At 70.2% G+C, this 13,926-nt stretch carries 11 protein-coding genes; 7 read left to right on the forward strand and 4 right to left on the reverse strand.

The window, feature by feature from the left end; translation table 11 throughout:
* Positions 1-121: 121 nt before the first annotated feature.
* On the reverse strand, positions 122-802 hold the full coding sequence (cmk, locus tag EDC34_RS00675) for a (d)CMP kinase (protein ID WP_114959256.1): 681 nt from the start codon (positions 800-802) through the stop codon (positions 122-124).
* Between the two features lie 153 nt (positions 803-955).
* Between cmk and ykgO the strand changes: the two genes are divergently transcribed.
* The 5 genes from ykgO to EDC34_RS00700 all read left to right on the forward strand — a co-directional run bounded on the left by ykgO (position 956) and on the right by EDC34_RS00700 (position 4,789).
* Positions 956-1,081 (forward strand): type B 50S ribosomal protein L36, encoded by a 126-nt coding sequence (ykgO, locus tag EDC34_RS00680; protein WP_010342887.1) that lies wholly within the window; start codon positions 956-958, stop codon positions 1,079-1,081.
* A 177-nt stretch (positions 1,082-1,258) separates the two neighbouring features.
* Positions 1,259-1,609, forward strand: coding sequence for a hypothetical protein (locus tag EDC34_RS00685; protein WP_114958929.1), 351 nt, complete (start codon positions 1,259-1,261; stop codon positions 1,607-1,609).
* 54 nt (positions 1,610-1,663) lie between these two features.
* Positions 1,664-2,695 (forward strand): agmatine deiminase family protein, encoded by a 1,032-nt coding sequence (locus tag EDC34_RS00690; protein ID WP_114958930.1) that lies wholly within the window; start codon positions 1,664-1,666, stop codon positions 2,693-2,695.
* Positions 2,695-3,582, forward strand: coding sequence for a carbon-nitrogen hydrolase (locus EDC34_RS00695; RefSeq protein ID WP_114958931.1), 888 nt, complete (start codon positions 2,695-2,697; stop codon positions 3,580-3,582). Before EDC34_RS00690 ends, EDC34_RS00695 begins: the two co-directional genes overlap by 1 nt.
* Entirely contained in the window at positions 3,575-4,789 is a 1,215-nt protein-coding gene (locus EDC34_RS00700; RefSeq protein ID WP_114958932.1) for a TraB/GumN family protein, read from the forward strand. Before EDC34_RS00695 ends, EDC34_RS00700 begins: the two co-directional genes overlap by 8 nt.
* Before the next feature lie 6 nt (positions 4,790-4,795).
* On the opposite strand, the gene EDC34_RS00705 is transcribed toward EDC34_RS00700, so the two are convergent.
* From EDC34_RS00705 to EDC34_RS00715, 3 genes are read right to left on the reverse strand one after another with little or no spacing between them, the layout of a single operon-like run.
* A complete protein-coding gene (locus EDC34_RS00705) occupies positions 4,796-7,882 on the reverse strand; it encodes an efflux RND transporter permease subunit (RefSeq protein WP_114958933.1) in 3,087 nt (1,028 codons plus the stop codon).
* Positions 7,883-7,889: 7 nt separating this feature from the next.
* Positions 7,890-11,384, reverse strand: a complete 3,495-nt coding sequence (locus EDC34_RS00710; RefSeq protein ID WP_114958934.1) for an efflux RND transporter permease subunit — start codon at positions 11,382-11,384, stop codon at positions 7,890-7,892.
* On the reverse strand, positions 11,381-12,484 hold the full coding sequence (locus EDC34_RS00715; RefSeq protein ID WP_114958935.1) for an efflux RND transporter periplasmic adaptor subunit: 1,104 nt from the start codon (positions 12,482-12,484) through the stop codon (positions 11,381-11,383). Before EDC34_RS00715 ends, EDC34_RS00710 begins: the two co-directional genes overlap by 4 nt.
* 331 nt (positions 12,485-12,815) lie before the next feature.
* On the opposite strand from EDC34_RS00715, the gene EDC34_RS00720 reads away from it, so the two are divergent.
* Both EDC34_RS00720 and EDC34_RS00725 read left to right on the forward strand, forming a co-directional pair.
* Positions 12,816-13,184: a c-type cytochrome gene (locus tag EDC34_RS00720; RefSeq protein ID WP_114959257.1), complete on the forward strand. Its 369-nt coding sequence runs from the start codon at positions 12,816-12,818 to the stop codon at positions 13,182-13,184.
* An 8-nt stretch (positions 13,185-13,192) separates the two neighbouring features.
* Entirely contained in the window at positions 13,193-13,630 is a 438-nt protein-coding gene (locus EDC34_RS00725; RefSeq protein ID WP_114958936.1) for a c-type cytochrome, read from the forward strand.
* Positions 13,631-13,926 lie beyond the last annotated feature (296 nt).

A 13,926-nucleotide genomic window follows, 5' to 3' on the forward strand; every position in this document is an offset into this window, starting at 1 on the left:
GCGGCCCACCTGGGTTGGTTGGCGGCGGCGCAGCAGGCGCCTTGGCCATGTGTGGATGGATGGAAACCGCGGGCACGGGCGTGCCTGCGGGGCTGCTTCTGCTGCGCGGGAAACGCGACCGTCAGGCCGCGGGGCGGGACACGATGTCCAGCACCCGTGCGACCACCGCCTCGATCGGCAGGCCGGTGGTGTCGATGGGCACGGCATCGCTGGCCGGCCGCAGCGGCGCCACCGCACGACTGGCATCGCGGGCGTCGCGGGCGAGGATCTCGCGCAGCAGACCGTCGATTGTGACCGAAACCCCTTTTGCTTTCAACTGCTTATACCGCCTCTCCGCGCGCTCCTCGGCACTGGCGGTCAAAAACACCTTGTGGGCGGCGTCCGGGAAGATCACCGTGCCCATGTCGCGACCGTCCGCCACCAGCCCCGGCGGCTGGCGGAAGGCGCGCTGGCGCTCCTTCAGGGCGGCCCGCACCTCGGGGATGGCGGCGATCGCGGAGGCGGCCGCGCCGGCGGTCTCGGTGCGCAGTTCGTCGGTGGCATCGGTTCCGTTCACGATCACCCGCGGCTCGCCGGCACCGTCGTCGCGGAACTCCACGTGGGTATCGAAGGTGCAGCGCACCAGCGCCGAGGCATCCGACAGGTCGATGTCGGACCACCCGGCGGCGATCCCCACCGCGCGGTACAGCGCGCCGGAATCCAGGTAGTGCCAGCCCAGCCGGGCGGCCACGATGCGGCTGATGGTGCCCTTGCCGGAGCCGGAGGGACCATCGATGGTGAGAACCGGGACGGAAGCATCCATGGCGGCCATTATGGCGGCAAGCCGGCACGGCGCACAGGCACCGCCGCGAGCGGCGCGCGACGGGCATCCTCCAAGCTGTTGAAATGCCAGCCGAATACCCGCTAGAATGCGTGGCTTCGCGTTTCACTCCATTCCATTTGCCGAGGTTTCATCATGAAGGTCCTGTCCTCCCTGAAGTCGGCGAAGGCCCGTCACCGCGACTGCAAGGTGGTTCGCCGTCGCGGCAAGGTCTTCGTGATCTGCAAGTCCAACCCGCGCTTCAAGGCGCGCCAGCGCTGAGAGATGCCGGCACGCGGCGGGGCGTTCGTCCCGCGCCTGCCCAAAAGGCCGCCGCAAGGCGGCCTTTTCCGTATCGGGCCCCGCATCCGCGGGCGACGCCCGTGGTCCCCGCCCGGTCTTGGCCCGGTTCGGCATAGAATCCCCCGTTCATCCACCTGCACTCCCGGGAGCATCGCCATGGATCGCCTGCTGCGCAGTCTCGCCCTCGCCTCCGCCCTGCTGGCCGCCTCTGCCGGCGCGACCGCCGCCGTCCCCGCGGCCAGCGGCGATACCCTGCTGATCCAGCGCGTGCAGCAGGAGCCCGGCAACTTGCCCGCGCGCGGCATGACCAGCGCACAGGTGGAAGCCAAGTACGGGGCGCCGAGCCAGCGCCTGCAGCCGGCCGGCGGCCAGAAGCGGGCGTGGCCCACCATCCAGCGCTGGGCCTATCCCACCTTCACCGTGTATTTCGAGAAGGGCCGCGTGATCGACGCCGTGGCCAACCAGGCCAGCCCGGACGAGATCGGTCCCAAGCCGGCCAGCCGCTGACATCCCCCGCCGGGGCCGCGCCATACGGCCCCGGCCTGCACGTTCCTCCCCACGATGACCCACGCCTCTTCCCGTTTTCCCGCCGAGTGGGAGCCCCAGTCGGCGGTGCTGATCGCCTGGCCGCACGCCGGCACCGACTGGGCCCCGCGCCTGGCCGAGGTCGAAACCACCTACGTCGCCCTGGCCGCCGCCATCACCCGCTTCCAGCCGCTGCTGGTCTGCGTCGCCGACGCCGCCCTGCAGGCGCACGCCCGCGACCGCCTGGCCGCCGCCGGGGTGGACCTGGCGCGCGTGCGTTTCCTGCAGGTCGAATACGACGACACCTGGCTGCGCGATTCCGGCCCGATCACCCTGCGCGAGGGCGAAGGCTTCCGCCTGCTGGACTTCTGCTTCACCGCCTGGGGCGGCAAGTTCGAGGCCAGCCGCGACGACCGCCTGGTCGAGCACCTGCACGCCCAGGGCGTGTTCGGCACCGCGGCGCGCGAGCGCATCGAATTCGCGCTGGAAGGCGGCGCGATCGAGACCGACGGCGCCGGCACCCTGCTCACCACCTGGCGCTGCCTGCACGAGCGCCACCCCGGTGCGACCCGCGAGCAGCTGACCACGCGACTGGCCGCTTGGCTGCGCCAGGAGCGCGTGCTGTGGCTGGACCACGGCGCACTGGAAGGCGACGACACCGACGCCCATATCGACACCCTCGCCCGCTTCGCACCGGATGACGCCATCGTGTTCCAGGCCTGCGACGACGCGGCGGACTCGCATTACGCCGACCTCAAGGCGATGGCCGAGGAGATCGCCGCCCTGCGCACCCGCGACGGCCGGCCCTACCGCCTGTTCCCGCTGCCGTGGGCCCGCCCCATCCTCGATGAAGGCCGCCGGCTGGCCGCCAGCTACGCCAACTACCTGATCGTCAACGGCGCGGTGCTGATGCCCGCCTACGGCGATCCGGCCGATGCGCGCGCCGCCGAGGTGCTGGCCGCCGCCCACCCGGGCCGCGAGATCGTGCCGGTGCCGTGCCGGCCGCTGATCTGGCAGAACGGCAGCCTGCACTGCATCACCATGCAATTGCCCGAAGGACTCCTCTGATGTCCAAGTACAGCAAGCTCCCCGTCGCGCTGGTGCAGGAGCGCAACCACGGCACCGCCGCGGCCAACCTCGCGGTGATCGAAACGCGCATCGCCGAGGCCGCCGCCGCGGGCGCGAAGCTCGTCCTGCTGCAGGAACTGCACAACGGCGCGTACTTCTGCCAGCACGAGTCGGTGCACGAGTTCGACCTCGCCGAGCCGATCCCGGGCCCCAGCACCGAGCGCCTGGCGGCGCTGGCCAAGCGCCACGGCGTGGTGCTGGTGAGCTCGCTGTTCGAGAAGCGTGCCCCCGGGCTGTACCACAACACCGCGGTGGTGTTCGATGCCGACGGCAGCACCGCGGGCAAGTACCGCAAGATGCACATCCCGGACGACCCGGGCTTCTACGAGAAGTTCTACTTCACCCCGGGCGACCTCGGCTTCACGCCCATCGACACCTCGGTGGGCCGGCTGGGCGTGCTGGTGTGCTGGGACCAGTGGTACCCGGAGGCCGCGCGCCTGATGGCGCTGGCCGGCGCCGAACTGCTGCTGTACCCCACCGCGATCGGCTGGGACCCGGACGATGCGCAGGACGAAAAGACCCGCCAGCGCGACGCCTGGGTGCTGTCGCACCGCGGCCACGCGGTCGCCAACGGCCTGCCGGTGCTGTCCTGCAACCGCGTCGGCCACGAGCCTTCGCCGCTCGGCGCCTCCGGGATCGATTTCTGGGGCAACTCCGTGGTGCTGGGGCCGCAGGGCGAACTGCTCGCCGAAGCCGGCACCGAGCCGACGTTGCTGCTGGCCGAGGTGGACATGCAGCGCAGCGAGCACGTGCGCCGGATCTGGCCGTTCCTGCGCGACCGCCGGATCGACGCCTATGGCGATCTCGTGAAGCGCTACCGTGACTGACGCGCCCGCGCAGCACACCGCTGGCTTCGCCGGCCAGCCGGTCATCGAGGTCGAGCGCGACGGCGTGCATTACACCCTGCTCGGCACCGCGCACGTATCCAGGACCAGCATCGAGGCGGTCCATGCTGCCATCGACAGCGGCCGGTTCGACGCCATCGCCGTGGAGCTGGACGAGCAGCGCCACAAGGCGCTGACCCAGCCGGAGGCGCTGGCGCAACTGGATCTGGTCAAGGTCATCCGCGAAAAGAAAGTGGCGCCATTCGCCGCCAACCTGGCGCTGGCCGCCTACCAGCGGCGGCTGGCCGAGCAGCTCGGGATCGAACCGGGCGCGGAACTCAAGGCGGCCGCGACCGAGGCAGCCGCGCGCGGCCTGCCGCTGCAACTGATCGACCGCGACGTCGGCATCACCTTCCGCCGCATCCTGCAGGGCCTGCGCTGGTGGGACCGCATGAAGCTGGTCGGCGGCGTGGCCGGCAGCCTGTTCGCGCGTGAGGATGTCTCCGAGGACGACATCGAACGCCTGAAGGAAGGCGACATGCTCGAATCCAGCTTCGGCGAATTCGCGCGCGACACGCCTTCGCTGTTTGCCACCCTGATCGACGAACGCGACCAGTACATGGCCGCCAAGCTGCGCGAACGCGCCGACGGGGCGACGCGCGTGCTGGCGGTGGTCGGGGCCGGCCACCTGAAGGGGATGGCGCGCTACCTGCGCGAGGAGACCCGCGCGCCGGCGACGCTGACCGCGGCGCTGGCCGAAGTCAGGCAGAAGCGCCGCCTGCCGTGGATCACCCTCACCCTGCTCGCACTGATCGCCGGCGGCATCGCCTGGGGCTGGTACCACGGCGGGCATGCGCTCGGCCGCGACCTCTTGTTGCAGTGGGTGGCCTGGACCTGCGGCCTGACCGCGCTCGGCGCGCTGCTGGCCGGCGCCAACCCGTTGAGCCTGCTGGCCGGGGCGCTGGTGGCTCCGTTCAAGCCGTTCCGCCCGGGGCTGCCGTCCGGCATGTTCAGTGCCCTGGTCGAACTGCGCCTGCGCAAGCCGGCCTACCCGGACTTCCTCGCCCTGCGCGACGACGCCCAGACCCTGCGCGGCTGGTACCGCAACCGCGTCACCCGGGTGGTGCTGGTGTTCATGCTCACCAACCTCGGCACCGTCGCCGGCGAGTGGATGGCTGGCGCCCGTATCTTCGGCAAGTTGCTCGGCTGAGCCGGCTCACCCGCCCAGCGGGCGGGCGTCGGCCGCCCGCCGCTGCGCACGGCTCATGCGCGCGCGGGCGATGATGCGGGCGGTGCCGGCGCGCAGGTCGTCCAGCAGGGCGTAGATGGTCGGCAGGAACAGCAGGCTGACCACGGTCGAGAACGCCAGCCCGCCGGCGATCGCGCGGGCCATCGGGTAGTACGGCGGGCCGTCGCCGGCGATCTGGGTCTTGGACAGGGCGATCGGCACCATCGCCAGGATCGCGGTGCCCATCGTCATCATGATCGGGCGCAGGCGCTCGCGGCTGCCCTCCACCAGCGCATCGATCCGCGGCAGCCCGCGCCGGCGCAGGTTGTTGATGTGCTCCACCATCACGATGCCGTTGTTCACCACCACCCCCATCAGCACCAGGATGCCGATGAAGGCCATGATGTTGAACTGGGTGCCGGTGAGCCACAGCAGCCAGTACACGCCGAAGATCGAAAACAGCACGCAGCTCATGATCGCCAGCGGGAACAGCAGCGACTCGAACACCGCCGCCATCACGATGAACATCAGTACCAGCGCGATGCCCACGTTGCGCAGCATCTGCTGGTTCATGTCGATATTGATGCCGAAGCCGCCGCCCTCGAAGGTGATGCCGTAGCCCGGCGGCAGGTCGAGCGCTTTCACCGTGTCCTCGATTTCCTTCTTCGCCGCCTCCAGGGTGGCGCCAGGCGCCAGGTTGGCCTGTACCTTGAGCATGGTCTGCCGGTTCATGCGCTGGATGGTGTTGGCCGACGACACCGTCTGCACGTCCACCATCGCCAGCAGCGGCACGCTGCGCCCGTCGGGGGCGCGCACGGTGAACGACTGCAGGTCCTCGGGGCCGTAGTGCTCGGCGCCCTGGAAGCGCACGCTCACCGGGATCTCCAGCTCGCCGCGCTGGAACTCGCGCAGCGAGGCGCCGCGCAGGGCCATGCCGACGAACTGCGCCACCTGCTGCGCGGAGAACCCGTAGGCCGCCGCGCGCTCGCGGTTCACCCGCACCCGCAGCTCGCTGTTGGCGTCGCCGGTGTCCACCCGCACGTCGCGCAGCGACTTGCTGCGCGAGAGGATCGGGATGATGTCGTCCGCGATCTCGCGCAGGGTCTGCGAGGAATCACCGACCAGGCTGAACTGGATGCCGTTCTCGCCGCCGCCCAGCCCGCCCTGGCGCCCGAAGCCGATGTTGGCGCGCGCCGACTTCGGCAGCCCCTCGCGCATCGCGTCCTGGATCTTCTTCGAGACCTGCGGGTCCTTGGTGGCGACGGTCACCTCGGTCATCGCCCAGCCCTGCTCGGCGTAGCGCGAATAGACCTTCTGCACCCCGAAGCGCTGGCGGTTGTCGTTGACGTAGCGCTCCACCGCCGCCACCACCTTGCCCATCTCCTCCTTCGAGTACGAGCCCTTCCACTGGTAGAAGATGGCGATCTTGCTGGGGTCGGACTCGTCGCCGGAATCGCCCTTGCTGAAATGGATCGGCACGAAGCTGACCGCGCTGATGGCCAGGATCCCGGCCACCGCCCAGCCGCGGTGCTCCAGCGTCCAGCGCAGGAAGCGCGCGTAGCGGTCCTGCAGGCGCGCGATGCGCGGCGACTTCACCGCCGGCGGCGTGCGCATGCGCGCCGACAGCATCGGGATCAGGCTGATCGCCACCAGCCACGAGGCCAGCAGCGATACCGAGATGGTCACCGCCAGCTGGGTCAGGTAGATGGTCAGCATGTTCTTGCCGCCGAACATCATCGGCAGGAACACGATGCAGTGGCACAGGGTACCGGCGGACAGCGCGATGGCCACGTGGCGGGTGCCCACGATCGAGGCCAGGCGCGGGTTGCCAGGAAACTTCTCGCGCTCCTGGTAGATGCTCTCCACCACCACCACGGCGTTGTCCACCAGCATGCCCACGGCCAGCAGCAGGCCCATCATCGACAGGATGTTGAGGGTGATCCCGGCGAAGTACATGAAGCCCAGGGTCATGATGAAGCAGATCGGGATGGCGGTGGTCACCATCAGGGTCGAGGGCCAGTGGCGCAGGAACACGTACAGCACGATCACCGACAGCAGCAGGCCGATCGCACCGGCCTCGGCCAGCGCCGACAGCGAGCTCACCACCGCCTTGCCCTGGTCGTCCACCACGTCGATCTTGATCCCGGCCAGCGCCGGGTCGCGCTCCAGCTCGACCAGCTCGGCGCGCACCGCGCGCGAGAGGTCCACCAGGTTCGCCGCACGCTCCTTGTAAATGTCCACGCCCACGCTGGGGCGGCCGTCGATCTGGCGCACGTAGTTCATGCGCTGCGGCTGTAGCCGCACGTCGGCGATGTCGGACAGACGCACGCCGCGCGCATTGATCGGCAGGTCGCGCAGCTGCTGCAGATCGGTCAGCTCGCCCTTGGGCTGGATCCGCAGGCGCCGGCCGTCGTCGGTGATCTCGCCCGCCGAAACCGAGAAATTGGCGGCCTGCAGGCGCGTCACCAGGTCGTTCAGCACCACCCCGTTGGCGGTCAGGCGGTCGGGGTCGATCGCCACCACCACCTCCTGCACCGGCACGCCCTCCACCTCGATCCGCGCCACCCCGGGCAGGCGCTCCAGCCGGCGCTTGATGCTCTGGTCGATCAGCTCGCCGCGCGCGGTCAGGTTCTCGTTGCTGGTCAGGCGCAGGCTGATGGCCTCCTGGTCGCCGGTGCTCCAGCGCCGCACGAAGTAGCGCTGGAAATCGGACGGCAGCTGGTCGCGGATCGCGTCGATCCGCTCGCGGGCCTCGGAGGCCGCGACCGCCACGTTGCGGCCCCAGTCGGTGAACTGCACGAACACGCCGCCGCCGTCGGCACTGGCGTTGGCGTTCATCGACTTGATGCCGGACATGGTGGCCAGCGCCTCCTCCACCGGCCGCACCAGGTTGCGCTCCACCTCCTCGGGGGTGGAACCGGCATACGGCAGCTGCACGAAGAAGAACGGCGCGGTGGCCTCCGGCTGCGCCTCCAGCGGCAAGCGGAACGCGGCGATCAGGCCGATCACCACCATCGACACGAACAGCATGATGGTGGTGACCGGACGCCGGATGGAGAGTTCGGTGATGTTCATCGCCTGCTCACGCCTTCGCTTCGCCGCTGCCGGGTGCGGCCAGCGGGTCGTGCTCGTGGGCCAACACCTCGGCCACCGCCTGCGCGTCGCTGCGCGCGCGCCGGCCGCGCTCGGCGTAGTACTCGTCCGGCTTGCGGTCCAGCAAGTCGTACACCACCGGGATCACCACCAGGGTCAGCAGGGTGGACACCAGCAGGCCGCCGATCACGGTCACCGCCATCGGACTGCGCACCTCGGCGCCGTCGCCGAACGCCAGCGCCAGCGGCAGGAAGCCGAACACCGCGGTAAGGGTGGTCATCATGATCGGACGCAGGCGCGAGCGCGCCCCCTCCACCAGCGCCTCGCGCTTGGCCACCCCGGCCTCGCGCAGCTGGTTGACCTTGTCGATCAGGATGATCGCGTTCTTCACCACCAGGCCCACCAGCAGGATCAGGCCGATGAACACCACCACCGAGATCACCGAACGGGTCAGCAGCAGCGCGGCCACCGCGCCCACCAGCGCCAGCGGGATGGTGAACAGGATCACGAACGGGTGCAGCAGCGACTCGAACTGCGAGGCCATCACCAGGTACACCAGGAACACCGCCAGACCGAACGCGAACAGCAGCGAGCGGATCGAATCGTCCAGCTCCTGGCCCTGGCCGCCGATCTGCATGCCGATGCCGACGCCCAGCGGGTGTTCCGCCACCATCGCCTGCACCTCGCGGATCGCGGTGCCGAGGTCGATCCCGCGCAGGTTGGCGGAGACGATCGCCACCCGGCGGTGGTCGGCGCGGTGGATCTCGCTTGGGCCGGAGGTGGAGACCACGCTGGCCACCGAGGCCAGCTCCACCGGCGCGCCCTTGCCCGGGTTCACGATCAGGCGGCGGATGTCCTCCACCGAGGCGCGGTCGCCTTCCTGCGCGCGCACCAGCACGTCGATCTTGCGGTCGCGGAAGCTGTAGCGGGTGGCCACTTCGCCGGCCACCTTCTTGGTGACGGCATCGGCGATCTGGCGGGTGGTCAGGCCGAGCGCGGCGGCGCGGTCCTGGTCGAAGCGGATCTGGATCTCGGGGAAGCCCTGCTCCACCGTCGACTTCACGTCGGCGTAGTGGCCGTTGGCGCGCAGCATCGCGGCCAGCTTGTTGCCGGCGGTGCGGATGGCGTCGAGGTCGTTGCCCTCCACCTCGATCTCCAGCGGCGGCGACAGCGAGAACAGCTCGGGACGGCTGAAGTCGACCTGCACGCCCGGATACTCGCGCATGGTCTGGCGCAGGGCGTCGGTCAGTGGGCCTTCGGCCGCGTTGCTGGTCATCACCACCGACAGCTTGCCGATGTTCTCGCCGCTCTCGGTGGGGCTGGCATCCAGCCGGGTGCCGGTGCCGGAGACGCCGTACAGCACGCGCACGCCCTCGTCCTTGGCATGCGCGGCCTGCACCTGCCGGATCAGCGCGTCGGTGCGCGCCAGCGGCGTGCCGGGCGGCAGCTTGGCGGTCATGTCGAAGCGGTCCTGCGCCAGCTGCGGGATCAGGTCGGTGCCCAGCAGCGGCAGCACCGCCAGTGTCGCCGCGAACGCGATGCCCGCCACCAGCAGCACCGGCGCCGGGCGCGCCAGCGCCGCCGGCAGCACCCGCAGGTAGCCGCGCTCGGCGCGCGCATACGGCGCCATCGCGAGGTCGCTGGCCTTGCGCATCACCGGCCCCACCAGCGCGCCCAGCAGGCGCCAGGCGCGCACCACCAGCCACACCAGGCCGAAGAATCCGTAGCGCACCAGCGCGCCGATGCCACGCCCGGCGTACATCGCCGGTTTCTGCCAGGTCTTTTCGGCCTGCCAGCGCGGATGCGGCGGCTCCTCCGGGAAGCCCAGTGGGGCGCGGCCCTTGAGCGAGCTGAGCATCGGGATCAGGGTCATCGCCACCACCAGCGACACCGCGATCGCGATCGCCACCGTCAGCGCCTGGTCGCGGAACAGCTGGCCGGCGATGCCCTGCACAAACACCAGCGGCAGGAACACCGCGATCGTGGTCAGGGTCGAGGCCACCACCGCCATGCTCACCTCGCGGGTGCCGGCGATCGCCGCCTCGAGGATGCCCAGGCCACGCTCGCGCGCTTTCGCGATCGACTCCAGCACCACGATGGAATCGTCCACCACCAGGCCGGTGGCCAGCGCCAGGCCGCCCAGCGACATCACGTTCAGGCTCAGCCCCAGCTGGCCCATCACGAAGAAGGTGGCGATGATCGACACCGGCAGCGACAGGCTGATGACGAAGGTGCTCCAGCCGTCGCGCAGGAACAGGAAGATGATCAGGATCGCCAGTACGCCGCCGATAATGCCATCCACCTTCACGTCGTGGATGGCGTTGCGGATGAACACCGACTGGTCCTCGATCACGGTCAGCTCGACGTCGCGCGGCAGCTGCTCGCGGATCTTCTTCAGGCGCGCCTCCAGGGCATCGGCGGTGGCCACCGTGTTGGCGTCGCCTTCCTTGTAGATCGCCAGCTCGACCGCCTCGCGGCCATTGAGGCGAATGATGGTGTCGCGCTCCTTGTAGCCCTGGCGCACCTGCGCCACGTCGCCCAGGCGCAGGGCATCGCTGCCGCTGCTGGAACCATTGCCGCTGCCCTGCGCCAGCGCGGCCATCACGCTGGCGTTGCCGCTGGCCGCCGCCACCCGCATCGCGGCCTGCTCGGCGGGGTTGCTGGACGCCGCCGCGCGCGTGGTCAGCAGCATGTTGCGGATTTCGTCCACGTTGGCGAACTGGTTGACGGTGCGCACCAGGTAGCGCTGCGCGCCTTCCTCCAGGCGGCCGCCGGAGATGTTCACGTTCTCCTGCTGCAGGCGCTGGATCACGGTGTCGATCGACAGCCCCAGCTGCGCCAGCTTGCGCTGGTCCACGTCCACCTGCACCTCGTCCTCGAGGCCGCCGCCCACCTTCACCGCGGCCACGCCGGCCACCGGCTCCAGCTTGCGCTTGAGGTCCTCGTCGGCGTAGCGGCGCAGTTCCATCAGCTGGCGCAGCTCGTCGTCGCCGCGGCCGACCTGCTTCGGCGACAGCGCCAGGCGCATGATCGGCTGGGTGGACGGATTGAAGCGCAGCAGCACCGGGGCCTTGGCCTCCAGCGGGAACTGCAGCGACTCCATCTTGTCGCGCACGTCCAGGCTGGCCTGGTCCATGTCGGTGCCCCAGGCGAACTCCAGCACCACGTCGGACTGGCCGGTGCGCGAGACCGACTTCAGCTTGCGCAGGCCCTTGACCACGCCCAGCGCCTCTTCCGCCGGCTGCGAAATCAGCGTCTCGACCTCGGCCGGCGCCGCGCCGGGGTAATCGGTGCGCACGGTCAGGGTGGGATAGCTGAGGTCCGGCAGCAGGTTCACCTTCAGGCTGCCCAGCGCGATCAGGCCGAACAGCACCAGGGTCACCGTCATCATCGCGATGGTGACGCGCCGGCGGGTGGAGAACTCGGCCAGGCTGAAGCGGCCGGCGGGCGCGCCCAGCGGGTCGTGCGGCGACGGCGCGCTCATCGGGCCGCCTGCGCCGGGGATGCGCTCCCCTCCAGCACCTTCACCGCGCTGCCATCGCGCAGCGCGGCCTTGCCGGCGACCACCACCGGCTCGCCCTGCTTCAGGCCGTCGCGCACCTCCACCCACGGGCCGTCGTCATAGCCCAGCTTGAGGGTGGCGCGCGCGGCCTTGCCATTGCGCACCACGAACACCGCCGGGTCGCCGCCATCCTCCAGCAGGGCGGTGCGCGGGATCACCAGCGCGTCCGCGCGCTGGTCGTAGTTGATGCGGATGCGCCCGAACATGCCTGGCTGCAGGCCACCGTCGGCATTGAAGGCGCACACCACCCGGAAGGTGCCGCTGCCGGCATCCACCACCGGCGCCACCCGGTCCACCCGGCCGTTGAAGGTGCGGCCCGGCAGCGGGTCCACCGTCAGCTCCACCGCCTGCCCGGGCTTGAGCTTCTCGATCTCGCGCTCCGGCGCGTTGAGGGTGGCCTCCAGCCGCGAGGTGTCCACGATGGTGAAGATCGGGGTGTTGATCTGCACGAAGTTGCCGGGCTTGATGTCGCGGCTGGCCACCACCCCGGAGATCGGCGCGGCCACGTTGCCGTAGGCCAGCTCCAGCTTGGCCATGCGCAGGGTGGCGCGGGCATTGTCAAGGTCGAACCGCAGCTGGTCCACGTCGTTGGCGCTCACCATCTTCTGCGCCGCCAGCTGGGTGGCGCGGTTGTAGTTCGCCTCCAGCTTGCGGACCTGCGCCTCGGCCTGGGCCTCCTGCAGGAGCGCGCGGTCGCGGTCGATCACCACCAGGGTCTGCCCGGCCGCCACGTGTTGGCCGACGTCGGCCAGCACCTTCAGCGCGATCCCGGAGGTCTTGGCCACCACCTGTGCCTGGGCGCGCGCCTCCAGCGGCGCGGTGCCGTTGTAGCTGGCCGAGATCGAGCGCCGCTCGACGTGCGCCACTTCCACCGGCACCGCCTCCGGGCCCTTGTCCTGCTTGGCGTCCGGCTTGCCACCGGGGCCCGTGGAGCCTTTGCAGGCGGACAGGCCGAGGATGATCAGCAACAGGCCGGCACGGGCCAGGACGGAGGTGCGGCCAGGGCGGAAAGCGGTGGCCATGGGGGTGTGATGCATGGGGAGGTCGCCAGTGTCTGGTGTTGTAGTCAAGTATGTCACCTAGCCAACCGCACCTGCCATGCGCCGAAGGTCATGGATGAGATCATGGATGGCAGGGCCGGCGTGGTGCGGTGCGACGCGCTGGGCGGATTGGAGGACGGGACGGCGGGAATGGCGGCCGCAACCGGCTTCTACGCAGGGCCGCGCCGCATGGATGGCGCGCCGGTGTTGGGACGGAAAATCGCCGCTATACTCCCTGAACGGAAGCTGCCTGACGCGGCGGCTTCGCCTGCCAACGCACTCCTTCCGAAATCACCACGGGAACCGCCCGATGATGCGACCGCTGTCGATTGCCGCAAGCCTTGCCCTGCTCCTGGCGGCCTTCTCCGCCACCGCCCAGGACCCCGCGCCCGCCGCCGCGACGCCGGCAACCGCCGCGCAGGCCGCTGCCAAGGGCGATGCCGCCCGTGGCAAGGGCCTGACCTACACCTGCCGCGGCTGCCACGGCCTGACCGGCTACAAGAACGCGTATCCGAGCTACCACGTGCCGATGATCGGTGGGCAGTCGGAAACCTATCTTCTCAACGCGCTGAACGAGTACCGCACCGGCAAGCGCAAGCACCCGACCATGCAGGCGCAGGCGCAAAGCTTCTCCGAGCAGGATCTCGCCGACATCGCCGCCTACCTGTCCAGCCTGAAGTGAGCCGCGCCATGACCAAGACCTCCATGACCCTGCTGGCCCTGGCCTGCGCGCTCGCCCTGTCCGCCTGCAGCGCCGGCAAGCCTGACGCCGAAGCCGCCGCCGAAACTGCCCACGCCACCGCCTCGTCCGCGGGCCTGCCCAAGGGCGACATCCGCGCCGGCCAGGAGCTGGCCACCAACGGCGGCAACGGCATCGCGCCCTGCACCTCCTGCCACGGCGCCGAAGGCAATGCCCCGATCGGCGACATCTATCCGAAGATCGGCGGCCAGTACGCCGACTACATCGCGCACGCCCTGCAGGCCTACCGCGGCGGCACCCGCGCCGGCGGCAACGCCGACGTGATGGCGGCGCAGGCCAAGGCGCTGAGCGACCAGCAGATCGCCGACTTGGCCGCCTACTTCCACAGCGTGCCCACCCAGCTGCACGACCTGTCGAACGTGAACTGATCCCGGCCCGCGCCGGCGCACCATGCGAAGGGGCCTGCGGGCCCCTTTTGCATGACAGGGGAGTCATCCAGCGAAAGCCGCCCATCGGCAGCACGCGCCGCCATCACGCGGCGCCCGGATGCGTGCATGCAAGGGCGGGCGCGCATAACAAAAGACCCGGTCTCGCGGGCGTTGCGCCTGGAGGGGACCGGGTCGTGGCCGGAGCGATTCTGCAGGGCGCCTTGCGCGCCGGACAGTTTTTCTCCGGTGCCGGAAACCTTAGGACCGGCGGCGTTAGCAAAACGCTAAGCGCACCC

It is taken from the genome of Thermomonas haemolytica, assembly GCF_004346265.1.
Classification (GTDB): domain Bacteria; phylum Pseudomonadota; class Gammaproteobacteria; order Xanthomonadales; family Xanthomonadaceae; genus Thermomonas; species Thermomonas haemolytica.

Coding starts and splice junctions, on each gene's coding strand:
- EDC34_RS00685 (WP_114958929.1), top strand. CDS start 1,259: ATGGATCGCCTGCTGCGCAGTCTCGCCCTCGCCTCCGCCCTGCTGGCC.
- ykgO (WP_010342887.1), top strand. CDS start 956: ATGAAGGTCCTGTCCTCCCTGAAGTCGGCGAAGGCCCGTCACCGCGAC.
- EDC34_RS00710 (WP_114958934.1), bottom strand. CDS start 11,384: ATGAGCGCGCCGTCGCCGCACGACCCGCTGGGCGCGCCCGCCGGCCGC.
- EDC34_RS00690 (WP_114958930.1), top strand. CDS start 1,664: ATGACCCACGCCTCTTCCCGTTTTCCCGCCGAGTGGGAGCCCCAGTCG.
- EDC34_RS00715 (WP_114958935.1), bottom strand. CDS start 12,484: ATGGCCACCGCTTTCCGCCCTGGCCGCACCTCCGTCCTGGCCCGTGCC.
- EDC34_RS00720 (WP_114959257.1), top strand. CDS start 12,816: ATGCGACCGCTGTCGATTGCCGCAAGCCTTGCCCTGCTCCTGGCGGCC.
- cmk (WP_114959256.1), bottom strand. CDS start 802: ATGGATGCTTCCGTCCCGGTTCTCACCATCGATGGTCCCTCCGGCTCC.
- EDC34_RS00705 (WP_114958933.1), bottom strand. CDS start 7,882: ATGAACATCACCGAACTCTCCATCCGGCGTCCGGTCACCACCATCATG.
- EDC34_RS00725 (WP_114958936.1), top strand. CDS start 13,193: ATGACCAAGACCTCCATGACCCTGCTGGCCCTGGCCTGCGCGCTCGCC.
- EDC34_RS00695 (WP_114958931.1), top strand. CDS start 2,695: ATGTCCAAGTACAGCAAGCTCCCCGTCGCGCTGGTGCAGGAGCGCAAC.